Annotated in this window: 20 protein-coding genes; 8 read left to right on the plus strand and 12 right to left on the minus strand. The window is 73.4% G+C overall.

Translation table 11 applies throughout. From position 1 onward, the window contains the following. Positions 1–133: 133 nt before the first annotated feature. On the plus strand, positions 134–550 hold the full coding sequence (locus AACH11_RS10800) for a F0F1 ATP synthase subunit epsilon (RefSeq protein ID WP_341374230.1): 417 nt from the start codon (positions 134–136) through the stop codon (positions 548–550). Positions 551–672: 122 nt separating this feature from the next. On the opposite strand, the gene AACH11_RS10805 is transcribed toward AACH11_RS10800, so the two are convergent. The 3 genes from AACH11_RS10805 to AACH11_RS10815 form a co-directional block, all read right to left on the minus strand. After that, positions 673–1,242, minus strand: coding sequence for a TPM domain-containing protein (locus AACH11_RS10805; protein ID WP_341374231.1), 570 nt, complete (start codon positions 1,240–1,242; stop codon positions 673–675). Next, the gene (locus AACH11_RS10810) at positions 1,242–2,174 is read right to left on the minus strand and encodes a TPM domain-containing protein (protein ID WP_341374232.1); all 933 of its coding nucleotides are present in this window, start codon (positions 2,172–2,174) and stop codon (positions 1,242–1,244) included. The genes AACH11_RS10805 and AACH11_RS10810 overlap by 1 nt, the downstream gene beginning before the upstream one ends. A gap of 151 nt (positions 2,175–2,325) precedes the next feature. Beyond that, on the minus strand, positions 2,326–2,991 hold the full coding sequence (locus tag AACH11_RS10815) for a LemA family protein (protein ID WP_341374233.1): 666 nt from the start codon (positions 2,989–2,991) through the stop codon (positions 2,326–2,328). 177 nt (positions 2,992–3,168) lie between these two features. On the opposite strand from AACH11_RS10815, the gene hemE reads away from it, so the two are divergent. Next, entirely contained in the window at positions 3,169–4,314 is a 1,146-nt protein-coding gene (gene hemE / locus AACH11_RS10820; protein WP_341374234.1) for a uroporphyrinogen decarboxylase, read from the plus strand. A gap of 250 nt (positions 4,315–4,564) precedes the next feature. Beyond that, positions 4,565–6,676 (plus strand): primosomal protein N', encoded by a 2,112-nt coding sequence (locus tag AACH11_RS10825; RefSeq protein ID WP_341374235.1) that lies wholly within the window; start codon positions 4,565–4,567, stop codon positions 6,674–6,676. A gap of 619 nt (positions 6,677–7,295) precedes the next feature. Here the strand turns inward: AACH11_RS10825 and AACH11_RS10830 are convergent. Both AACH11_RS10830 and AACH11_RS10835 read right to left on the minus strand, forming a co-directional pair. Beyond that, positions 7,296–8,282, minus strand: coding sequence for an AEC family transporter (locus AACH11_RS10830; RefSeq protein WP_341374236.1), 987 nt, complete (start codon positions 8,280–8,282; stop codon positions 7,296–7,298). A 135-nt stretch (positions 8,283–8,417) separates the two neighbouring features. Further along, positions 8,418–8,744 carry a hypothetical protein gene (locus tag AACH11_RS10835; RefSeq protein WP_341374237.1) on the minus strand — a complete coding sequence of 109 codons (327 nt, stop codon included), beginning with the start codon at positions 8,742–8,744 and terminating at the stop codon, positions 8,418–8,420. A 317-nt stretch (positions 8,745–9,061) separates the two neighbouring features. Here AACH11_RS10835 and AACH11_RS10840 point away from each other — a divergent pair, with 317 nt between their 5' ends. Then, positions 9,062–11,161, plus strand: coding sequence for an ATP-dependent helicase (locus tag AACH11_RS10840; protein ID WP_341374238.1), 2,100 nt, complete (start codon positions 9,062–9,064; stop codon positions 11,159–11,161). A gap of 101 nt (positions 11,162–11,262) precedes the next feature. On the opposite strand, the gene AACH11_RS10845 is transcribed toward AACH11_RS10840, so the two are convergent. The 5 genes from AACH11_RS10845 to AACH11_RS10865 form a co-directional block, all read right to left on the minus strand. Next, positions 11,263–11,835 carry a YceI family protein gene (locus AACH11_RS10845; RefSeq protein ID WP_341374239.1) on the minus strand — a complete coding sequence of 191 codons (573 nt, stop codon included), beginning with the start codon at positions 11,833–11,835 and terminating at the stop codon, positions 11,263–11,265. Between the two features lie 142 nt (positions 11,836–11,977). After that, complete coding sequence (locus tag AACH11_RS10850; protein ID WP_341374240.1) at positions 11,978–12,562, minus strand: YceI family protein; 585 nt, start codon at positions 12,560–12,562, stop codon at positions 11,978–11,980. Between the two features lie 84 nt (positions 12,563–12,646). Then, entirely contained in the window at positions 12,647–13,201 is a 555-nt protein-coding gene (locus tag AACH11_RS10855; RefSeq protein WP_341374241.1) for a cytochrome b, read from the minus strand. 245 nt (positions 13,202–13,446) lie between these two features. Then, positions 13,447–14,454 (minus strand): NUDIX hydrolase, encoded by a 1,008-nt coding sequence (locus AACH11_RS10860; RefSeq protein ID WP_341374242.1) that lies wholly within the window; start codon positions 14,452–14,454, stop codon positions 13,447–13,449. Between the two features lie 169 nt (positions 14,455–14,623). Then, positions 14,624–18,349, minus strand: coding sequence for an indolepyruvate ferredoxin oxidoreductase family protein (locus AACH11_RS10865; RefSeq protein ID WP_341374243.1), 3,726 nt, complete (start codon positions 18,347–18,349; stop codon positions 14,624–14,626). A gap of 117 nt (positions 18,350–18,466) precedes the next feature. Here AACH11_RS10865 and AACH11_RS10870 point away from each other — a divergent pair, with 117 nt between their 5' ends. Next, positions 18,467–19,042, plus strand: a complete 576-nt coding sequence (locus tag AACH11_RS10870) for an Lrp/AsnC family transcriptional regulator (protein ID WP_341374244.1) — start codon at positions 18,467–18,469, stop codon at positions 19,040–19,042. 214 nt (positions 19,043–19,256) lie between these two features. Then, on the plus strand, positions 19,257–19,883 hold the full coding sequence (locus tag AACH11_RS10875; RefSeq protein ID WP_341374245.1) for a P-loop nucleotide/nucleoside kinase family protein: 627 nt from the start codon (positions 19,257–19,259) through the stop codon (positions 19,881–19,883). A gap of 26 nt (positions 19,884–19,909) precedes the next feature. Here AACH11_RS10875 and mltA read toward each other — a convergent pair whose 3' ends face one another. Further along, entirely contained in the window at positions 19,910–21,163 is a 1,254-nt protein-coding gene (mltA, locus tag AACH11_RS10880; protein ID WP_341374246.1) for a murein transglycosylase A, read from the minus strand. Positions 21,164–21,341: 178 nt separating this feature from the next. On the opposite strand from mltA, the gene AACH11_RS10885 reads away from it, so the two are divergent. Continuing rightward, positions 21,342–21,476: a hypothetical protein gene (locus AACH11_RS10885; protein WP_341374247.1), complete on the plus strand. Its 135-nt coding sequence runs from the start codon at positions 21,342–21,344 to the stop codon at positions 21,474–21,476. A 147-nt stretch (positions 21,477–21,623) separates the two neighbouring features. Here the strand turns inward: AACH11_RS10885 and apaG are convergent, their stop codons facing one another. Beyond that, positions 21,624–21,998, minus strand: coding sequence for a Co2+/Mg2+ efflux protein ApaG (gene apaG, locus AACH11_RS10890; protein ID WP_341374248.1), 375 nt, complete (start codon positions 21,996–21,998; stop codon positions 21,624–21,626). A gap of 274 nt (positions 21,999–22,272) precedes the next feature. Between apaG and rpe the strand changes: the two genes are divergently transcribed. Next, complete coding sequence (gene rpe, locus AACH11_RS10895; RefSeq protein WP_341374249.1) at positions 22,273–22,971, plus strand: ribulose-phosphate 3-epimerase; 699 nt, start codon at positions 22,273–22,275, stop codon at positions 22,969–22,971. Positions 22,972–23,114 lie beyond the last annotated feature (143 nt).

A 23,114-nucleotide genomic window follows, 5' to 3' on the forward strand; every position in this document is an offset into this window, starting at 1 on the left:
CGCATTCGGCCGCCCAGCGTCGTTGCGCTCCTCGCCGTACGGGTGTACGGCTGTGGGGCGCGCCTAGCCGGACGACCGACTGCTTGCTCCTTGCACCCCTCACAGGCTTTCTGACCCTTTTCAAGGAATCTCCATGGCAACCATTCACGTCGACGTGGTCAGCGCTGAAGAGAACATCTTCAGCGGCGAGGCCAAGTTCGTCGCGCTGCCGGGCGAGAACGGCGAGCTGGGCATCCTGCCCAAGCACACGCCGCTGATCACCCGCATCAAGCCGGGCGCGGTGCGCATCGAGCGGGCCGACAACGGTCAGGAAGAGTTCGTCTTCGTGGCCGGCGGCATCCTCGAGGTGCAGCCCAACCGCGTGACCGTGCTGGCCGATACCGCGATCCGCGGCCATGACCTCGACGAGGCCAAGGCCACCGAGGCCAAGAAGCTGGCCGAGGAAGCGATGCGCAACGCCAAGAGCGACATCGATCTGGCCAAGGCCCAGAGCGAGTTCGCGATGATGGCTGCACAGATCGCCGCGATCGCCAAGCTGCGCCGCAAGTGATCTGACGCTCCGGGTGCCGCGTGCGCCCGGGCCGGCATCCCCCGCACACCCCGCAGTCGCCCCGGCCATCGGCCGGGAACGGCTGCGGGGTGTGTCGTTTCCGGCGGTCGCCGAGCGTCCGGTCAGCGGCGGTCGACGACGTTGGCGAGTTCGTCCGGATTGGCGGCCAGGCCGTCCGGCAGCGGCCAGTGGCGCCGCAGCAGCGCATCCAGCCGCTGCACGGCTTCGTGCAGCGCCGGCTCGAGCGCTCCAGGGCGTCCGTCGGCGCCCGTCGACAGCCGTGCGGCCATGGCCTCGACGATGGCGTCCCACTCGGTCGGGGGTACCCGGCGCCGCAGGCCCCGGTCGGCGACGATCTCGATCGTGGACTCGGCCAGCAGCACGTAGACCAGCACGCCGGTGTCGTGCTCGGTGTCCCAGACCCTCAGTTTGCCGAACAGGGTCAATGCCCTGTCGCGCGCCGTCAGGCGCTGCCAGACATAGCCGGGCGGCAGCGCGGCCTCGACGCTGAGGCGGATCTCACCGAGATGGCCGCTCTCCGAGGTGCGGATCGCCGCGGCCAGGCGGGCGCAGGCGGCATCGTCGAGCCGGCGTCGCGTGTGGCGGGCGTCGCGCCACAGATGGCGCCACAGGCGCCGCCAGCGGGAGCGTCCGGCCCCGGTGGGCGTGGGCGTCGTGCCATGTGCCGTCATCACCAGCTTCCTGAGGCGCCACCGCCGCCGAAGTCCCCGCCGCCACCGGAGGAGAAGCCACCGCCGCCGCCACCACCGCCGTGGCCCGCGCCACCGCGCCAGCCGTCGCCGCCGCTCCAGCCGCCACCGGGCAGCATCACGCCGCCCGGCCCGCGGCCGGCGTGGCCCGTCTGCAGGCGCCCCAGCCAGCCCGCGGCCAGGCCGAGCGCGATCACCACCATGCCGACGGCGGCGGCCAGCAGCACCACCGCCAGCGGCGCGCCGGCCGTCAGGCCGACCAGCGTGATCAGGCCGCCACTGGCCAGCGTGCCGAGCGCGCGGCCGAAGACCGAGCTCAGCGTCAGGCCGACGATCGGCGTGGCGATCAGGTACATCACCAGCAGGTCGAAGCCCGGGCCGTCGGTGTCCAGCGGCGCGCCTGCGCCGCCCCCGACCGAGGGCGCGGGCAGGGCCTCGCCACGGATGGCGGCCATCAGCGACTGCACCCCGGCCTGCAGACCGCCCGCATGGTCGCCCTGGCGGAAGGCCGGGCGGATGCGCTCGTCGATGATCCGCTTGGCCGCCAGATCCGGGATCGCTCCTTCGAGCCGCTTGGCGACCTCGATGCGCAGCGTGCGGTCGTCCCGGGCGACCACCAGCAGCACGCCGTCACCGACGCCGCGGCGGCCGATCTTCCAGCTGTCGGCGACGCGGAAGGCATAGGCGGCGATGTCCTCGGGTGCGGTGGTGGCCACCAGCAGCACGGCGATCTGCGCGCCGGTCTCCTGCTCGAAGCCGGCCAGGGTCTGCTCCAGCCGAGCGCGGTCGGCCGGACTCAGCAGGCTGACCGTGTCGACCACCCGCTGGGTCAGCGCCGGCACCGGCTGTACGGCGTCGGCCGCGCGGGCCGCTCCGGTCAGCAGGAGCAGCAGGCCCAGCAGGCCGACCAGCATCCGGGCTGCGGTCCAGGCCCAGGCCAGGATCCGGCACCCGCCGTTGCCCGTGCCGTCGCCCGTGCCGCAGGCCCTGTCTCGCCTGCGCGGCGCCACGCCCGCCCGCTGATCGCCCATCGCCGCGCTCCGTCCGACCCGGTCCGCGCCGGCCTCAGCGGCTGGCCGGCCGGCCGCCACCGAAGTCGACCGACGGCGGCGTGCTGATGCGGGCCTCGTCACTCACGGTGAAGGCCGGCTTGGGCGCATAACCGAACATCTTGGCGGTCAGATTGGTCGGGAAACTGCGCGCCAGGACGTTGTAGGCCTGCACCGACTGGATGTAGCGGTTGCGGGCCACGGTGATGCGGTTCTCGGTGCCCTCAAGCTGCACGCGCAGGTCCTGGAAGCCCTGGTTGGCCTTCAGGTTCGGGTAGTTCTCGGTGACCACCAGCAGCCGGCTCAGCGCGCCGGACAGCTCGCCCTGCGCCGCCTGGAACTTGCGGAAGGCCTCCGGGTCGTTGATCAGCTCGGGCGTGGCCTGGATGGCCGTGGCGCGGGCGCGGGCCTCGACCACCTTCGTCAGCGTGTCCTGCTCGAAGCCGGCCTCGCCCTTGACCGTGGCCACCAGGTTGGGGATCAGGTCGGCGCGGCGCTGGTACTGGTTGAGCACCTCGGACCAGCCGGCCTGCACCGCCTCGTCCTGGCGCTGGAACTCGTTGTAGCCGCAGCCGCCGAGCGGGCCGGCCAGCGCCAGCAGCAGGGCCAGGCGCGCGGCGCGCTGCCGGTTCGAGGCGGCGGTGCCGCCGCTCAGGGGCCGGGTCGACCAGGGGGACTTCATCGGTGCGGACTCCTTCATCGTGAGCGAAGCGCGGGCACGGGCGCCTGCCCGGCGCAGCGTGGCGGCCCGTGCGGGCCCGGCGCGCAGGTGCAGGATAACTGGCCGTCGATGCGGATCCGTGACCATGCGCAAGCGGGGTCGGTCGGCCTCAGGACGCCGAGCCCCGATAATTCCGCGATGACCGCGCTGCCCACCGCCCAGCCGCCGCTGCTGGCCAACGACACCTTCCTGCGCGCCTGCCTGCGCCAGCCGACCGAACACACCCCGATGTGGCTGATGCGCCAGGCCGGGCGCTATCTGCCGGAGTACAACGCCACGCGCGCGCGGGCCGGCAGCTTCATGGGCCTGGCCACGAATCCGGCCTATGCCACCGAGGTCACGCTGCAGCCGCTGGACCGCTACGCGCTGGACGCGGCCATCCTGTTCTCCGACATCCTGACCGTGCCCGACGCGATGGGCCTGGGCCTGAGCTTCGCCGCCGGCGAGGGCCCGCGCTTCGCCCATCCGGTGCGCGACGAGGCCGCCGTGGCCGCGCTGCGCGTGCCCGACATGGAGCGTCTGCGCTATGTCTTCGACGCCGTCGCCAGCATCCGCCGCGCGCTGTGCAACACCACCTCGGCCGACGGCCAGCCGGTCGCCCGCGTGCCGCTGATCGGCTTTTCCGGCAGCCCCTGGACGCTGGCCTGCTACATGGTCGAGGGCGGTGGCTCGGACGACTACCGCGCCGTCAAGTCGATGCTCTACGCGCGGCCGGACCTGATGCACCGCATCCTGGCCGTCAACGCCGACGCCGTGGCCGCCTATCTGAACGCGCAGATCGATGCCGGCGCCCAGGCGGTGATGGTCTTCGACAGCTGGGGCGGGGTGCTGGAGCACCGGGCCTTCCACGCCTTCAGCCTGGCCTATACCCGTCGCGTCGTCGCCCAGCTCAAGCGCGAGGCCGAGGGCCGCCGCGTGCCGGTCATCGTCTTCACCAAGGGCGGCGGCCAGTGGCTGGAGGACATCGCCGCCTGCGGTGCCGATGTCGTCGGCCTGGACTGGACGACCGATCTGGGGGCCGCCCGCCGCCGCATCGACGACGCCGTCGCGCTGCAGGGCAACCTCGATCCGATGGTGCTGCATTCGACGCCCGAGGCCGTCGCGGCCGAGGCGCGGGCGGTGCTGGATGCCTTCGGCTCGCCGCAGCGGGCCGACGGCCGCTGGGGTGGCCATGTCTTCAACCTGGGCCATGGCATCAACCAGCACACGCCGCCCGAGCATGTGCAGGCCCTGGTCGAGGCGGTGCACGCCCACTCGCGCACCCTGCGCGCGCCGCGCGGCTGAGCTCCGGCCGCGCGCGCCACGGCACATTCCCGCTTGACTTATCCCCATCGGCCCGATCCACGCCGCGCGCGGCTCTGGCCCGGGCGTCGCCACTTCGGTGCGGGGCAAAATCCAACGCAAGTGATTGTGGTCAAAGGATATTCGGGTGGGATGGTCGGTGTGGATGATGCGCTGCACCACTTCGCGGCGGGACTCCTCCACGTCGGCGGGCTGAGCTTTCCCCACAAAGTTGTCCACAGGGTCGGTGCGCGTGTCCGGGGCTGAACCGGCGGCCCCGACCGAGGCCGACGGCCTGCCGCTGTGGGTGGCGGTCGAGACGCCCCAGCATTCCGGATTGACCGGTCCTCTGGCGTACCGTGCGGACCGGATCTGGCCGCCCGGCACGTTGCTGCGGGTGCCCTTGGGCCGCCGCGACGTGCTGGGTGTGGTCTGGGATCCGGAGCGGGTCGACGAGGAACCGCCCGATCCCGCGACCTGGCGCGAGGCCGGCGCCGTCTTCGACGCGCTGCCGCCGCTGCCCGCCAGCTGGTGCGCGCTGGTCGACTTCGCTGCCCGCTACTACCAGCGGGGCACCGGCGAGCTGGCCCTGGCCGTGCTGCCGCCCGAGTTGCGCAAGCTGGAGCCGGCCGGCCTGGCCCAGCGCCTGGCCCGCCTGCGCAAGCGCGAGGCCACCGCCCGCGCCCGTGCCGCGCAGGCGCTGCCGCTGGTCCAGCGGCCGGAGCCGGGCGCCGACCAGGCCGCCGCGCTGGCCGCCTTCGAGGCCGCCTGCGGTGAAGCCCGGCCGAAGCCGCAGCTGCTCTACGGCGTGACCGGCAGCGGCAAGACCGAGGTCTATCTGCGGGCCGCCGAATCGGTGCTGGCGCGCGGCCGCCAGGCGCTGGTGCTGGTGCCCGAGATCAACCTCACGCCGCAGCTCGAACAGCGCTTCGCCGAGCGCTTTCCCGGCCGCCGGGTGCTGGCCCTGCACAGCGGCCTGACGCCGGTGCAGCGTCTGCGCCACTGGCTGCTGGCCTTGCTGGGCGAGGCCGACATCGTGCTGGGCACGCGCATGGCCGTCTTCGCGCCGCTGCCGCGCCTGGGCCTGATCGTGGTCGACGAGGAGCACGACCCGTCCTACAAGCAGCAGGAGGGCGCACGCTACTCGGCCCGCGATCTGGCGGTCTGGCGCGGCCATGCCGAGGGCGTGCCGGTGATGCTGGGCTCGGCCACGCCCAGCCTGGAGTCCTGGCAGCGGGCGCTCGACGGCCGCTACCAGCGGCTGGACCTGCAGGCCCGCATCGGCGGCGGCCCGCTGCCGCGGGTGCGCCTGTTCGACATGGGCGTGCTGCCGCGTGAGCCCGGTGGCCAGGGGCCGCTGCTGGCGCCGCGGGTGCTCGACAGCCTGCGCGAGCGGCTGGAGCGCGGCGAGCAGAGCCTGATCTTCCTCAACCGCCGCGGCTATGCGCCGGTGCTGCACTGTGCCGACTGCGGCTGGAAGAGCGGCTGCCCGCACTGCAGCGCCTGGCGGGTGTTCCACAAAGGTGAGCGCACGCTTCGGTGTCACCACTGCGGTTTCACCGAGCGGGTGCCCCGCGCGTGCCCGGACTGCGGCAACCAGGACATCGCGCCGATCGGCCGCGGTACCGAGCGGCTGGAGGAGCAGTTGGCCCCGCTGCTGCCCGGCGCGCGCATCGGCCGCCTCGATGCCGACACCGCGCGCGGCAAGGGCGAGCTCGAACGCCGGCTGGCCGAGGTCCATGCCGGCGAGGTCGACGTCCTGGTCGGCACCCAGATGGTGACCAAGGGCCACGACTTCCGGCGCATCTCGCTGGTGGTGGCGCTGAACCCGGACAGCGCGCTGTTCGCCAGCGACTTCCGCGCGCCCGAGCGGCTGTTCGCGCTGCTGATGCAGGCCGGCGGCCGCGCCGGCCGGGACGCCGCCGCGGCCACGCCGCCCGAGATGTGGGTGCAGACCTGGCACCCGACCCATCCGCTGTACCAGGCCCTCAAGCGCCACGACCACGGCGCCTTCGCCGCCGATCAGCTGGACGAGCGGCGCGGCGCCGGACTGCCGCCGTTCAGCCATCTGGCGCTGCTGCGGGCCGAGGCGCGCGACGTGGACATCGCCGCGGCCTGGCTGGAGGGCGCGGCGGCCGCTGCGCGCGCCTTGCCGGTGGCCGAGGGCGTGATGCTCTATCCGCCGGTGCCGCCGCCGGTCTCGCGCGTGGCCGGCATCGAGCGCCTGCAGATGCTGGTGGAGGCGGCCTCGCGTCCGCGGCTGCAGGCCCTGCTGGCGCAATGGGTGCCGCAGCTGCAGGCGCTCAAGGCCCGCCATCGCGGCCTGACGCGCTGGGCGATCGACGTCGATCCGCTCGGCATCTGAGCGCTGCCGGTCCGCCGCCAGTCCGCTGCGCCTGGCCGCTCAGGCCTGCGCATCGGCCGGGCCCGGGACGCCGGCCCGTCAGCAAGCAAATGACGGGCCCGGACATCCTGGTGCGGCCGCGGCGCATCCCTGCCTTTCGCCGGGACGCGGCTGCACCGCAGCGCTGCCGCGGGTCGTGAGATCGCGGGTGAGCGCGCACTCAGGGCTTGACTTATCCCCATTCATGCGGATCGGCCCCCGATCCGTCGGTGCTCTCGCCATGTTGCGCCGCGGCATCGCTAAGTCATTGATTCATATGGAGGCATGGTCCTGCCTCAGGAGCGTGCAAACGACCGCCATGGCCCGTCTGACAAGCACTTAGCGTTCAGCTCAGCAGCTTGCCCACAAAGTTATCCACAGAAACCGGGGATAGTCTGAAAAGCACAGTCGGTTCAATGACTTAGGGGCGCCTGCTCATGTCCTGTGCGAAGTGCCCCCCAGAACGAGGTCCGTCGAGGTCTCTGGAGGGCGCGTGATCAAGGGCTCCGCACAGCGGATTCGGGCGCTGGTGCCGGGCGGCCGCCGCCGGCACGCGGTCCCCGCCGGGGGCGAGCGCCGCGCCCCGGGCGTGTTCAGGCGCTCATGCCGTGCGGTGCGTCAGCCACCAGGTCAGGCCGCTGAAGCTCAGCAGGGCCAGCGCGGTGCTGGCCATCACGATGCGGGCGACGCGGCCGCCGTCGGCACCATAGCGTTCGCCGAGCAGCACGGCGTTGCCGGCGCCGGGCAGGGCGGCCGTCAGCACCAGCACGCGCCAGGTGTCATCGGCCAGTGGCGCGCCGGCGCGCTGGGCCAGCCAGCCGGCCAGCGCCACCAGGGCGGGATGCAGCAGCAGCTTGGCCGCGGCGCTGGGCCAGACGCCGGCGGCCGGGGCGGCCGTCCGGCCATCGGTCGCCGGGGTGCCCTGGCCGGCCAGCCACAGCAGGCCGCCCACCGTGTAGAGCGCCACCGGCGAGGCCGAATCCCCCAGCAGCTGCAGCACGCGGTCGAGCACCGGCGGCAGGCTCCAGCCGGCGGCACCGACGGCCGCGCCGGCGGCCATCGACCACGGCAGCGGATTGCGCAGCGCGACGACCAGCGCCCGGCCGATGGCCGCGCGGCGCTCGGCGCGGTCGTGGTCCGAGGCCGGCCACTGCGCGCGCGCCAGGCACAGCGCACTGGTCAGGAAGCCGTCGACCCACAGCGTGCAGATCACCGGCCCGGCCGCCTGCGGTCCGAGCAGGGCCACCAGCATCGGCAGGCCCATGAAGCCGCTGTTCGGAAAGCTGCCGACCAGCGCGCCGAAGGCGCCATCGGCCTGACCCAGCCCCCAGTGGCGCGCGCGCGCCAGCAGCAGGCCGACCATCACCAGCGCGCAGACCGCGTACAGGCCGATGGCCACCGGATCGGCCCAGCTGGTCCACGGCGCCTTCTGGCCGAAGCGGAACAGCATCGCCGGCAGCGCCAGCGTCAGCACATAGCCGTTGAGCCCGGCGATGCCGGCACGGGTGATGCGCCCGGCGCGGCCGGCCAGCCAGCCCAGCAGCACCAGGGCGAAGAAGGGAATCGTGACCGACAGGATCAGCGCCATGACGGGCGGCAGTATCCGGCCGGTGTCCGGGCCGCGGCCGTCCGTGCGCGCCGCCGCGGACTGCAGCCCTGCATGGGCGCGCGTCCGCCGCCTGTCAGGCTGCGGCGACAGGGCGTTGTCGCCGCCTCAGCCGTTTCAGCGGGCGACGACGCCCAGGCCGGCCACCGCGGTCTCGGCCGCGGCCAGCTGCACGTCGGCCAGCGGGGCCACCGCCAGCCAGCGGGTGGCGGCCGGCGGCTGGACGAGGAAGGTGTTGCCGTCGATGTGGGCCGCACGGGCGGCGCGGGCCTGCAGCACGGCCGGATGCTCGCCGTTGGCATGCTGCACCGGGGCGGCGGTCCAGCGCGGGCTGGCCGGATGGCCGACGATGAAGGTGTTCGGATCCAGGCCGGCGGCCTGGCCCAGCAGCGGGGTGGCGACGAGGGCCAGCAGGCTGGCGGTGCGGATCAGGGTGCGGCTCATGGCGGCTCCTTGTGGGGTGATGGGGGGCCGGGATGTCCGGCCGTGCAGACATCATGCGGGTGAATCAGGGTTTCCACCAGTCCCGAACCTGGTGGAAACCCGGGTTTTTCTTCAGACCTGCTGAACAAGTCCTTCAGGCCGCGTCGGGCGCGCGTCCGGGCCCGCCGGCCGGCCGGCGCTAAGATCCGCCGCCCGCCGCGCTCGGTCGCGGCGCCGCCGTACCGCGGCCGGCCTGCGCCGTGCCCGCCCGCCCGTCGCTTCCGCGTCCCCGCGTCCCCGCGTCCCCGCTTCCCGATCGACCGCCGATCGCTCCGCCCATGGCCACCTCTCCGCCCACGCTCAATCCCGCGCAGCTGCAGGCCGTGCACCATCTGCACGGGCCCTGCCTGGTGCTGGCCGGCGCCGGCTCGGGCAAGACGCGCGTCATCACGCACAAGATCGCGCGCCTGCTGGAGGCCGGCCTGGCCCCGAAGGAGATCGCCGCCATCACCTTCACCAACAAGGCGGCGCAGGAGATGCGCGAGCGGGCGCGCGAGCTGGTCGGCGCCCGGGCGGCCAAGGATCTGGTGATCAGCACCTTCCACTCGCTGGGCGTGCGCATCCTGCGCGAGGACGGCACGCGCGTCGGCCTGAAGGAGCAGTTCAGCATCCTGGACTCCGACGACGTGCTGGGCGTGCTGCGCGATGCCGGCGGGGCCACCGACAACAAGCTGGCCCGCCAGTGGCAGTGGACGATCAGCCTGTGGAAGAACCTGGGCCTGAACAGCGCCGCCGCCGCCGCCGCCGCCAAGGACGACGACGAGCGGGTGGCCGCCCGCGTGATGGCGCTCTACGAGGAGCGGCTGGCCGCCTACCAGGCAGTCGACTTCGATGACCTGATCGGCCTGCCGCTCAAGCTGCTGACCACCGACGATGCCGCGCGCCTGAAGTGGCAGACCGGCTTCCGCCACGTGCTGGTCGACGAGTACCAGGACACCAACGCCGTGCAGTACGAGCTGCTCAAGGCCCTGGTCAGCCATCCGGACGAGCGCCGCGCCGGCCGCTTCACCGCCGTGGGCGACGACGACCAGTCGATCTACGGCTGGCGCGGCGCCACGATCGAGAACCTCAAGCGCCTGCCGCAGGAGTGGCCGGACCTCACCGTCATCCCGCTGGAGCAGAACTACCGCTCGACCAGCGCCATCCTGCGCGCGGCCAACAACGTCATCGCCTCGAACCCCAAGCTGTTCGAGAAGAAGCTGTGGAGCGATCTGGGCGAGGGCGAGCCGGTGCGTCTGGTCGAGTGCGACGGCGAGGATCACGAGGCCGAACGCGCGGTGGCCTTCATCCAGGCCATCCGGGCACGCGGCGTCGAGAGCGCCGGCGCCCAGGCCGCCCAGGGCGCCGAGGTGGTGAAGTTCAGCGACTTCGCCATCCTCTACCGGGCCAACCACCAGGCCCGCATCTTCGAGCAGAAGCTGCGGGCCGCGCAGATTCCGTACAAGGTCAGCGGCGGCCAGAGCTTCTTCGACAAGGCCGAGATCAAGGACCTCTGCGCCTGGCTGCGCCTGCTGGTCAACAACGACGACGACCCGGCCTTCCTGCGCGCTGTGACGACGCCCAAGCGCGGCATCGGCCACACCACGCTGGGCAAGCTCGGCGAGTTCTCGGGCAAGTGGAAGGTCAGCCTGTTCGAGGCGCTGTTCACCGAGAGCCTGGCCGCGCAGATGAGCGCCAAGGCGCTCGGCTCGCTCCATGAGTTCGGCCGTTACGTCAACGAGCTGCAGCACCGGGCCACGCACACCCGCGGCGGCGAGGCGGCCCGGGCGCTGATGCTGGAGTGGCTCAAGGACATCGGCTACGAGCAGCACCTCTACGACACCGAGGACAACGAGAAGGCCGCGCAGAGCCGCTGGACCAACGTGCTGGACTTCATCGAGTGGGTGGCCAAGCGCTGCGGCGGCGGGCTGGCCAACGACGGCAGCAACCAGATCCGTGAGGAGCAGACGGTGCTGGAGGTGGCGCAGACCATCAGCGTCATCATCAGCCTGGCCGAGCGCAACGAGGAGCAGGACCAGGTCACGTTGACCACGCTGCACGCCAGCAAGGGCCTGGAATGGCCGCACGTGGTGCTGGCCGGCGTCAACGAGGGCCTGCTGCCGTTCAAGGCCGACGACGAGGAGATGACCGCCCATCGCCTGGAGGAGGAGCGGCGCCTGATGTACGTGGGCATCACCCGCGCGCGCCGCACGCTGGCCGTCAGCACGCTGCGCCGGCGCAAGAAGGGCCGCGAGACCATCCAGGGCGTGCCCAGCCGCTTCATCGGCGAGATGAAGCTGCACGAGGTGCAGGTGCGCGAGGACCCGCGCGAGCGGCTGAAGAAGCTGCGCGCCGCGCTGCAGGCCAAGGTCGACACCACGCCACCGCCGGAGCGTTGAGGCCGGCCCGGACGTGAGACGGGGCGCCGAAGGGCGCCCCGTGTTCGTCCGCGTGTCCGCGTGTCGGCGTCAGGCCCGGCGGGCGGGCCCGTGCACCCGCATCACTGCTTGACGGCTTCAGCCTGGATGACGATCTTGACGGCGTCGCTGAAGCCCCACTTCAGGCCGTAGTCCATGCCGTACTGGCTGCGCACGACGGTGGCCTCGAAGTCACCGCCGCAGACCTCGCGCTTGAGCATCGGGTTCTCGTAGCAGTTGAAGTTGGTGGCCTTCAGCGTGATCGGCTGGGTCTTGCCCAGCAGCGTCAGCGTGCCCTTGATCTCGCTGACCTTGTCGCCGTTGAAGACGAAGGTGTCACCGACGAACTTGGCGGTCGGGAATTTCTCGGCGTTGAAGAAGTCGCTGCCGCTCAGGTGCTTGTCGAAGGCGGCGGTGCCGGTGCTGATCGAGCCGGTCTGCAGCGTGATCTCGACCTTGCCGGTCTTGGCGGCCTTGTCGAAGGTGACGGTGCCTTCCTTCTTGTCGAAGCGGCCCCGGTTGGTCGAGGTGCCGAAGTGGCTGATCTCGAAGGTGGCGAAGGTGTGCGACGGGTCGATCGCGTAGGTGGCCGGGGCCGCCTGGGCGGCGCTGGTGCCGAGGGCCAGCAGGGCGAGGGTCAGGGCGGTACGGGTCATCGTCGGAACTCCGGAAGGGAAGGAAAGCGGGCCGGGTCGGCCCGCCGGGGGAATCGTCGGCGCGTCGGATACCGGCCCGGGGCCGGGGTTCCGCTGCCGCGCACATCGGACGTCAGGCGGCAACGCCTGCCGTCCGTCGGGATCACAGCGGGGCCAGGCCGGTCAGCGCGAGCTTGAACTTCACCTGCACGTCGTTGGCCACCATCGAGGTGTCGGCCCATTCGCCTTCACCGATCTTGAAGTCCAGGCGCTTGATGGTGAAGGCGCCGGTGGCGGTGCTGGCCGCGCCCGACTGGGTCACGGCCACCGGCACCACCGCGTCCTGGGCCACGCCCTTGACGGTGAGCTTGCCGCGCACCTCGAACCTGCCGCCGCCCAGCGCCTTGATCGCGCTACTGGTGAAGGAAGCCTGCGGGAACTTCGCGGCGTTGAACCACGGCGCCTTGCCGACCTCGGCATCGGTCTCGGGCACGCCGAAGCTGGCCGAGCCGGTGTCGATGGTGAAGGCCACCTTGCCGGCCTCGGGCTTCTTCGGATCGAGCGTGATCTGGGCGGACCACTTCTTGAACTTGCCCTCGACGGCCACGCCCATCTGCTTGCTGACGAAGGCGATCTCGCTGCTGGCGGGCACGACCTGCTGGGCACGGACGGCCGGCGCAGCGGCCAGGACGCCGAGGCCGAGGGTCAGGGTGGCGCCGAGGCGCAGGGCGGTGGAAACGGTGGACATGAGCGGATGAGGGGGTCGGATGTCATGGGCCGGGTGCGCGCCGGTGGCGGCGCCCGGGAGGTCGGAGGCGCTCGGGCGGCGGGCTCAGCCGCGGCCGGGCAGCATGCGGCCGATCAGGCCGTCCTTGTCGATCAGCTGGTGCTTGAGGGCACCGGCCACGTGCATCGCCACCAGCAGGGCCATGGCCCAGGCGAGGCTGCCGTGCCAGGGCTTGATCGCGTCGGCCAGGGCGGGGTCGACCGGCACGAAGTCCGGCAGCGGCAGCACGCCGAACAGCACGATCGGGCGGCCGGCGGCCGAGCTGTAGGCCCAGCCCAGCAGCGGCACGGCGAAGAACAGCAGGTACAGCAGGTGATGGGTGCCGTGGGCGACGACGGCCTGCCAGCGCGGCATCGGCAGATCGGCCGGCGGCCGGTGGCTCAGGCGCCAGACCAGGCGCAGCACCGACAGCGCCAGGATCGTGACCCCGGCCCACTTGTGCCAGTTGAAGAGCTTGAACTTCAGCGGCGACATCGGCAGGGCATCCAGCCACAGGCCCATGCCGAAGGTGCCGGCGATGCCGAGCGCCAGCAGCCAGTGCAGCGCGATGGCCGTGCCGCTGTAGCGGCCGGTGGAAGAGGTGGGAGATGCGTGAGCCATGTCCGGCAGTGTGCGGGGCCGGCCGGCCTCGGCGGTTCAGACCGCTTGAGCCGGCACTTCAACTTGATTGAACGCAACAACGGGTCCTTGCGCAGGATCGTTGAATGCGCCAGAAAGTTCCGCGGGCCGGGAGCGGCTTCAACCCGCCGGAGGCGCGTGCGCTGGGCGGTGCCCGGCCCGCGCGTCGGGTGCGGCCCGGGCCGTCCGCACCGCTGGCCGCCCTGCAGGCCGCTCCGCCGCCGGCGTCAGCGCGCGGCGTCCGCGGCCTGATCGGCCGGGTCCGTGGGCAGCCACAGCCGCGCGGCGGCGGCTTCCAGCGGCCCCCGTGTGGCGGTGTCCAGCAGGTCGTGGCGCAGCAGGAAGTCGAGCGTGGCCAGCGTCGCGTCGACGGTCAGCTCGCCGGCGGCGCAGCGTTCGACGACCTCGGCGATCGGCATGCGGGTGATGGCCTGCACCTCGCCGTCCTGGTTGACCGGCTGCAGATCCGGCGGCAGGCACAGGTCGTAGACGCTGACCCACTCCCGCTGGAAGCCCTCGGGCAGGTCGCGCGCGACGTGGATGCGGCGGCCGCTGCGCAGGCCGGCCATCTGCGGCGGCCGCAGGCCGGCCTCTTCCCAACCCTCGCGCAGCACGGCCTCGCGCGGGGACTGGCCGGCGCTCACGCCGCCGCCGATCAGGTTGTCGAGCCGGCCGGGGTCGGTCGGCTTGTCGTCGGCGCGGCGGGCGATCCACAGCGCGGCCGGCCGGCCATCGGCGCCGGCCACCCAGCCGTTGCAATGGGCGCCGAAGGTCAGCGAGCCCCAGAAGCGCGCGCTGGCGCGCTCGATGCGCGCCAGCACCGGGCCCGGACTGTCCTGCGCGTCGAGCAGGGCCGGCACCGGGAACAGCTCGTCGCGCCAGGCGCGGATCAGGCCCTGGGCGCGCAGCGCCTGCGCGATCGTGGCCAGCACCGCCTCGCGCGCCTCGGGGGCGACCTGCAGCGTGATGCCGTCCTTGTCGCCGTCGCCGTCGCCGTCGATCGTCAGCCACTGCGGCCAGGCGCGCAGGGCCGGCAGATCGGCCCGCGCGACCGAGCCGGCCCGCCAGCGGCCGGACGGGGCTTCCGGCGCGGCCACCCACCATGGGCAGCGCGGGAGGGTGGCGTGCCGCGCGGTGGTGATCGCGGGCCAGAGGGCGGTGGCCGGGGTGGGGGCGGCGGCAGGCGCGATGTCGGCGACGGCGCCGGGGACGGCAGGAGAAGCGGGGGCGACCATGGCATCGAGCTTATGCGAGCGGCGGAACCGTGCCGCCGTGTCGGCTGTTCCGAGTCGCCGTCACGCCGTCACGCCGTCACGCCCTTGCGCTCTTGCCCTACTGCGTCCCCGCACCCGGCCACGCCGCCCGGCCGCCGCACCGCGCACGGCCCGGCGTTGCGCCGCCCGCTCAATCGCGCCGCAGCGCGGCCGCGCGCAGGTGCTGCCAGCGGTCCATCGCCTGCTGCCACTGCGGCTGCACCTCGGCCTCGCGGGCCTCGCGCACCGGGCCGTAGCCGCGGATGCGCTGCGACAGGCGCAACAGGTCCAGCGCCGCAGCGCTCAGCGGCTGCACGGTGGCCGCTGGCGGCCCGCCCGGCGTGGTCGACAGCGCCTGCAGCGTGCCGCTGATCTCGTCGATCAGCGTCTCCAGCCGGTCGCGCAGCAGGCGCTCGTGGCGGCGCTCGTCGGTGTGGCCGAAGGGGTCGCACCAGCGGCCGCGCAGGCCGCGGGCGTGCGCCAGCAGCTGCAGCAGCGGCCGCACCCAGGGGCCGAAGCGGCGCTTGCGCGGCCGGCCCTGGGCGTCGCGACCGGGCAGCAGCGGTGGCGCCAGGTGATGCACCAGGCGCACCGGGCCGTCGAAGTCGGCCGTCAGGCGGGCGATGAATTCCGGGTCGGTTTGCAGCCGGGCCACCTCGTACTCGTCCTTGATCGCCATGCGCTGGTGCAGTGCGTCGACGGCCGCTTCGGTCAGTGGCGTGCGGCCGCCGCAGGCCGCGGCCTCGGCCGTGCGCAGGCGGCCGATGCGATCGGCATAACGCCGGGCATAGGCGTTGTCCTGGTAGGCGCAGAGGTCCTCGGTGCGGCGGGCGATGCGGGCGTCCAGCGTGGGCCGGCGCACCAGGCGCATCACCTGCTCCAGGCCGGCGGCGGCCTGTACCGCGCCGAGGTCGAGCGCGGCGCGGCGGCCCCAGGTGAAGGCCGCCAGATTGCGCGCCACCTGCGTGCCGTTGAGCTCGATCGCGCGCTGCAGCGCCTGCAGGCTGACCGGCACCAGGCCGCGCTGCCAGGCCAGGCCCAGCAGCAGCAGATTGGCGTGCACCGCGTCGCCCAGCAGGCGGCCGGCCAGGTGCTGGGCATCGATCGCGCTCAGCCGCTCGCGGCCCACGGCCTCGGTCAGCGCCTGCTGGCAGGCGCCGTGGGCGCGTCCGGTCGGGGCCGGCGCGGCCATGGTCGCCGTGGCCGTGCCGCGGTGCGGGCCCGGAGGCAGTCCGCCGAGGCCGCCGGGGCCGGCGGTCAGCGCGTCGGCGTCGCGCTGCAGCACGCCGCGCGCGGTCGGCGTGTCGTGCAGGTCCAGCACCACGTGGCTGCGGCCGGGCTGCAGCAGCGCCAGCGTGGCGCGGCTGGCGGCCACCACGCCGTCGCAGGCCAGCAGCAGGTCGGTGCGGGCGGTGTCGACCTTGGTCGTCAGGATGGCCTCGGGCCGGGCGGCGATCTGCACATGGCTCCAGGTGGCGCCGCCCTTCTGCGCCAGGCCGGCCGCGTCCTGCGTGACCACGCCGCGGCCGTCGAGGTGGGCGGCCATGCCCAGCAGCTGGCCGATGGTGATGACGCCGGTGCCGCCGACGCCGGCCACCACGATGCCCCAGGGCCGCGGCCGGCCGTCGGCCTCGTGCAGCGCGGGCAGGGCCGGCTCGGGCAGGTGCTCGTCGGGCGGCAGGCCGGTGTCCGGCGTGCGCGGCGTCGGCGCGCGCAGGCGGCCGCCCTCGACGGTGACGAAGCTCGGGCAGAAGCCCTGCACGCAGCTCAGGTCCTTGTTGCAGCTGCTCGGGTTGATGCGGCGCTTGCGGCCGAACTCGGTGTCCACCGGCTCCACCGACAGGCAGTTGCTCTGCGTCGCGCAGTCGCCGCAGCCCTCGCAGACGCGCTCGTTGATGCGCACCTGCACCGCCGGATCCGCGGCCAGACCGCGCTTGCGGCGGCGCCGCAGCTCGGTCGCGCAGGTCTGTTCGTAGATCAGCGCGCTGCAGCCGGCGATCTCGCGCAGTTCGCGCTGCACGGCGTCCAGGTCCTCGCGCGGGTGCACGGTGACGCCGGGCGCCAGGCCGGTGCGCGCGGTGTGGCGGCTGACGTCGTCGGTGACGATGGCGATGCGGCGCACGCCCTCGGCCTGCAGCTCGCGCGTCATCGCCGGCACGCCCATCGCGCCCTCGACCGGCTGGCCGCCGGTCATCGCCACCGCATCGTTGACCAGGATCTTGTAGGTGATGTTGACGCCGGCGGCGATGGCCTGCCGGATCGCCAGCAGGCCCGAGTGCATGTAGGTGCCGTCGCCCAGGTTGGCGAACAGGTGCGGCCGGGTGCTGAACGGCGCCTGGCCGACCCAGGGCACGCCCTCGCCGCCCATCTGGGTGAAGGCCACCGTGCGGCGGTCCATCCAGATCGCCATGTAGTGGCAGCCGATGCCGCCCATCGCCCGCGAGCCCTCGGGCACGCGCGTGCTGGTGTTGTGCGGGCAGCCGCTGCAGAACCAGGGCTGGCGCTCGCCGGTGGCCGCGGCGTCGTGGGCGGCCAGCGCGCGTTCGCGGGCGCTGATCTCGTCGAGCCGGCGGTCCATGCGCGCGGCGGTGTCGGCATCGACGCCCAGATGCTTCAGGCGCCGTGCGATGGCGCGCGCGATCAGCGAGGGGCTCAGGTCGGCGTTGGCCCGCAGCAGCGTGCCGGCGGCCGGGTCGGGCCGGCTCCATTCGCCGCCGCTGTGGTCGCCCTCGGCCTCGTCGAACTTGCCGAGCACGTTGGGGCGCACGTCGGGGCGCCAGTTGTAGAGCTCCTCCTTGATCTGGTATTCGATGACCTGGCGCTTTTCCTCGATGACCAGGATCTCCTGCAGGCCGGTGGCGAAGTCGCGTGTGGTCGAGGCCTCCAGCGGCCAGACCACCGCCACCTTGTGCAGGCGGATGCCCAGGCGCAGGCAGTCGGCATCGTCGAGCCCCAGGTCGCGCAGCGCCTGGCGGGTGTCGTTCCAGGCCTTGCCGCTGGCGATCAGGCCGATGCGGTCGTGCGGGCCCTGCAGCACGGTGTGGTTCAGCCGGTTGGCCCGCACATAGGCCAGCGCCGCGTACCACTTGTGGTCCATCAGCCGCGCCTCCTGGGCCAGCGGCGTGTCGGGCCAGCGGATGTGCAGGCCGTCGGGCGGCATCACCACGTCGTCGGGCAGCAGGATGCGCACGCGCTGGGCGTCGGCCTCGACCACCGAGGCGCTCTCGACCACCTCCTGGATGGTCTTCATCGCCGTCCACAGCCCGGCATAGCGGCTGAGCGCCAGCGCGTGCAGACCGAGATCCAGGATCTCCTGCACGCTGCTGGGGAAGAACACCGGCAGGCCGCAGGCCTTGAAGACGTGGTCGCTCTGGTGGGCGGCGGTCGAGCTCTTGGCCACGTGGTCGTCGCCGGCCACCGCCAGCACGCCGCCCAGCGGCGCGGTGCCGGCGAGGTTGGCATGCTTGAAGACATCGACGCAGCGGTCGACGCCCGGGCCCTTGCCGTACCAGATGCCGAACACGCCCTGGTGCTTCTGGTGCGCCGGATCGAAGCCCAGCTGCTGCGTGCCCCAGACGGCGGTGGCCGCCAGCTCCTCGTTGAGGCCGGGCTGGAAGACGATGCGGTGGGCGGCCAGGTGCTCGCGCGCGGCCCACAGCGCCTGGTCGTAGGTGCCCAGCGGGCTGCCGCGGTAGCCGCTGACGAAGCCGGCGGTGTCGAGCCCGGCGGTCGCGTCGCGCTGGCGCTGCAGCATCGGCAGGCGCACCAGCGCCTGCACGCCGCTCATGAAGACCCGACCGTGTTCGCGGGTGTAGCGGTCATCCAGCGCGGCACGGGCCAGCGCCTGTCGTACGGCTTCGGGCAACGGTGCGTTCATGGCGCAGTCCCCAGCGGGTGGTGGTGCGGCCAGTCTAGGCAGGCGCGGGTGTGAACGGATTTCTTTCGCACCCGTGCGGTCGACAATCCCGGCAAGATCTTTGCGCAAAGGTCGCAGATGACGAAACAGTCTGATCGTGAGGCCCTGGTTTCAGGGAATACCCTTGCCGACGACGGGCCGCCCCCCGGCAGCGGCCCCGACCGCTGGGACGTCGCCATCCTGGCCGCGCTGCAGCAGGATGCCCGGCTGTCGAGCGCCGAGCTGGCCGCGCGCATCGGCCTGTCGACGGCGCCGACCTGGCGGCGCGTCAAGCGCCTGGAGCGCGAGGGCTACATCGCCGGCTACCGCGCGGTGATCGACCGCCGGCGCATCGGCCTGGACGTGCTGGCCTTCGTGCGCGTCGATGCCGAGCGCAACAACGCCTCGGATACGCGGGCGCTGGAGGACGCGATCCGCGCGCTGCCCGAGGTCGTCGCCTGCCACTACATCAGCGGCGCCGGCACCTTCGAGCTGCAGGTTCTGGCCACGGATCTGGCGGCTTATTCCCGCTGGGCGCACGAGGTGCTGTTCCGCCTGCCCAACGTCAAGGACATCCACACCAGCTTCTCGCTGGGCGAGGTCAAGGCCGATGGCGCCCTGCCGCTGGCCCATCTGGATCGGGCCTGGCCGGCCGCGCGCACGGGCCGGCGCTGAGCGCTGAAGGGCGGCGTCCCGGGCCCGACGGTCGCCGTCTCCGGCCCCTGTGTCGGGATGTATGGGGCGGTGCGCGCGTGATGTCTGCCACGGCTTGTCCGGCCTGACAGGTCTCCATCGGGGAACAAAGCCGTCGATGATGCTCGCCGGTCGCGCCAGGGGGGCGCGGCCGAGCGGGCGCCGGTGCCGAATCCCGGCACGGGAGACCACATCCATGGGCCGAGCCCTGACCTTCGTCGATCTGCCGCCGGCTGTCGCGGCCGCCGAGCCGCTGGCCCAGCACCTGCTGCTGGTCGTCGGCACGCCCGGTTCGGGCAAGAGCACGGTGGCGCGGCTGCTCGGTGAACGGCTGGGCGGCATCGTGCTGCGCCTGGGCGCGGCCGCGGCCGTGACGCCACCGTCGCCCGCGGCGCGGCGCGGCCGGTGCGCCGTGCCGGTGGCGGGCGAGCGGGTGTTGCCGCGCGTCGCGCTGGCCCTGCAGTGCGGGATGAGCGTGGTGCTCGACGTCGGCCGCCCTCTGCGGGCCGATGAACTCACGCGGCTGCAGCGGCTGGCTGCCCAGCACCGCACGCCGGCCGTGATGCTGGGCTGCCGGGCCGCGGCGCCGTGCGATGTCGGGGTCGAAGACGCTGACGGAGACCGAGAAGGAGCCGATGCCGCCGGTGTGGTCGCCATCGCGCGGCCGGTCGCCGCCGATGCCCGTGCGCCGGAGACCGCCGACGGCCCGTCGGTGCCGTCTCTGCTGGCCGCGGACTGGCCCTGCGATCTGTGGATCGACACCGCCGTGGCGCCCGGCGATCTGCTGACCCGCTGCGAGCGTCTGCCGTTGCGCGCGCGCTGACCGGCGTCAGCCGCCCGGCTCGGCCCTCAGTCCGCCTCCCGCGGCCACAGCAGCCAGACCCGCAGCGGCTGCTTCATGCGCCCGGCCAGCGCCTCGGCCGGGGCGCCGAGGCCGAAGAACAGGTCGATGCGCACCGCGCCGGTGATCGCCGTGCCGGTGTCCTGGGCCATCACCAGGCGCTGCAACGGCGTGCTCGACAGCGGCTCGGTCGTGTCCAGCCACAGCACCGATCCATAACTGAGCGCCTGCGGATCCACCGCCACCGAGCGGCCCGCCGTCAGCGGCACGCCCTGGGCCCCGCGCGGGCCGGTGCGCGGATCGGCCAGCGGCTCCTCGCGGAAGAAGATCACCCGCGGATTGGCCTGCAGCATCTGCTGCAGGCGCTGCGGCCCGGCCCGTTCGCCCCAGGCGCGGATGGCCGGCCAGCTGGCCCCTTCCAGCGTCAGCTCGCCCTGGTCGACCAGCCAGCGGCCGACCGACCGGTAGGGGTGGCCGTTGTGCGCGGCATAGGCCACGCGCACCGTCTGCTGGCGGCCGTCGGGCTCGGTCAGCCGCAGCCGACCGCTGCCTTGCACCTGCAGCAGCAGCGCATCCAGCGGATGGGCCAGCCAGGCGATCTCCAGCCCGCGCAGGCGCGCCGGCTCGCGGTCGAGCTCGGCGCGGCTCCACCAGGGCTGGCGCTGGGCCAGGTCGGGCGGCGCCCGGTGCACCGGCACCTCGAAGCCGGGCTGGCGCTGGCGCCGGGCCTCCAGCACCGGCTCGAAGTAGCCGGTGGCCAGGCCGTCGCCGCGGCCGTCGATCGCCTCCACGCGCCAGGGCGCGAGCTCGCGTTCGATGAAGTCGCGTGCATAACCGTCATCCGGTGGGGTGAAGGCCCGCGCCCGCGCGCAGACCCCGGCCCAGCCGGCCGGCGGCCGCTGGCAGCCGGCGCGCAGGGCCGGCCACAGTTCGGCGGCACGGTCCTGCTGCCAGCCCGGCAGTTGCGGCCAGTCGACAGCGGTGTAGCGGGCGCGGGGGCGGGCGGGCGGCGGGCGACGGGCCGACGGGTCGGCGGCGGTGGCCGCGCCCTCGGCGCCCGGGGCGCTCTGGGCTGCGGCGACCTCCGCGGGACGGTGGGGCGGTGGCTCGGCCGTGTCGCCGGTCCGCGCGGTGTGTGCGGTGGGGGCTTGTGCGGTGTCGGGCCCGGCCGGGGTGGTCCGCCCCGCGGCCGTGCCCGGGCCGGCGGCCGGCGCGGGCTCGACCGCTGCCGGACGGGCGTCGCGCACCGCGGGGCGGTGCACGGGCGTCGGTGCGCAGGCGGCCAGGCTCAGCGCGAGCGCCAGTGACCACCGCCGCGCCAGGGCCGGCGGGCCGTCGGACGCAGGCCGTGGCAGAAGCGGGGACAGACAGGCGGCGGCACGGGGCCGCAGGGCGTGCGTCGGGGCTGTGGCCGGCCGCACGCATCGGGATAATCGACGCATGCTGCTGATTCTGCTGGAAGCCTTCGGGGCGCTGCTGCTGCTGCTGGTGATCGTCTGGTGGACGATGTTCTCGGGCCGCCGGCGCGGTGAACGGCCGGACGAGACGGCGGACGCGCCGCGGCGCGAGGACTAGACGGGCCGGTGGGGGGGGCGCGCAGCCGGTGGGGCGCCGCGTGCAGCCGGGCGGCGCGGCGTGGGGCGGCGGTATGGGCCTGCGGCAGCCGTCGGCGGAGGCCCGCCGCGCCGCTCAATGCCTGGGTTCAGTGCCGATCAGCGCCGATCAATGCAGATGGGCGCTGTCGGCCAGCGCGAACTCCGCCACCGGCGTCTCGAACCAGTGCGCGTCGTGCGTGATGCAGAAGAAGCGGCCCTGCATCGAGCCCTGCGGCGTGCCGATCTGGGCCCAGCTGCTGTAGTCGAACGATTCGCCCGGCTGCAGCATCGGCTGGTGGCCGACCACGCCGAGCCCCCGCACGTGCTGGCGCTGGCCGTGGTGGTCGGTGATCTCCCACTCGCGCGCGATCAGCTGGGCCGGCACGCGCCCGGTGTTGCGGATCGTGATCGTGTAGGCATAACCGTAGAGATGCTGGGCTGGATCGGTCTGCTCGGGCAGCGACCGGACCAGGACGTGGACAGTGAATTCGGCTTCGGCCATGGGGGGCGATTCTAGGAAGGGCGGCGACGGCAGGGGTGGGAGCCGGGGATCGGGGTCAGGTCTTGCCTTCGCGGCGGGATCGGGGGATCGGGGTCAGGTCTTGCCTTTTGCCTGCGTCCGGCCTTCGGCGCGGGATCGGTCCGTGGCGACGCAGGCAAAAGGCAAGACCTGACCCCGATCCTGACCCCGGCGACAATCAGCGCCCTGCGCGCGCGGCCACTCCGGCCGTCGCGGGCTGCTTCCGTTCCCTCTTCTTCTGCCTGCGCCGCCCGCCATGGACTTCCGCATCGCCCCCAGCATCCTGTCCGCCGATTTCGCCCGCCTGGGTGACGAGGTGCGTTCCGTCATCGCCGCTGGCGCCGACTGGATCCACTTCGACGTGATGGACAACCATTACGTGCCGAACCTGACCTTCGGCCCGATGATCTGCCAGGCACTGCGGCCGCACGCGGTCAAGCCCGACGGCACGCCGGTGCCGATCGACGTGCACCTGATGGTGCAGCCGGTCGATGCGCTGGCCCAGGCCTTCGCCCAGGCCGGTGCCGACCTGATCAGCTTCCATCCGGATGCCAGCACGCACGTCGACCGCACGCTGCAGCTGATCCAGGGTGCCGGCTGCAAGGCCGGTCTGGTCTTCAACCCGGCCGAGCCGATCGACGTGCTGGAGTGGGTGATCGACAAGGTCGATCTGGTGCTGGTGATGAGCGTGAACCCGGGCTTCGGCGGCCAGAGCTTCATCCCCGCCGCGCTGCGCAAGATCGAGCGCCTGCGCCGCCTGATCGACGACCACGCGGCCCAGACCGGCCGCCAGATCGTGCTGGAGGTCGACGGCGGCATCAAGGTCGACAACATCCGCGAGGTGGCGGCCGCCGGCGCCGACACCTTCGTCGCCGGCAGCGCGATCTTCGGCCAGAAGGACTATCGCGCGGTGATCGACGCGATGCGCGAGCAGCTGGCGCAGGCCGGCCGGTGAGCGCCGGCGGGCCGCCGATCCGCGGCGCGGCGGCCGCGGGTGCTCCGTCGGGCGCTCATGCGGGCGAGACGGCGGGCGAGATGGCAGGCGAGACGGCGCAGCCGGCCGCGCCGGCCCAGGCCCGCTCGCCGCGCGCATCCGCG

It is taken from the genome of Pseudaquabacterium rugosum (genome assembly GCF_038066575.1).
Taxonomy (GTDB): domain Bacteria; phylum Pseudomonadota; class Gammaproteobacteria; order Burkholderiales; family Burkholderiaceae_C; genus Pseudaquabacterium; species Pseudaquabacterium rugosum.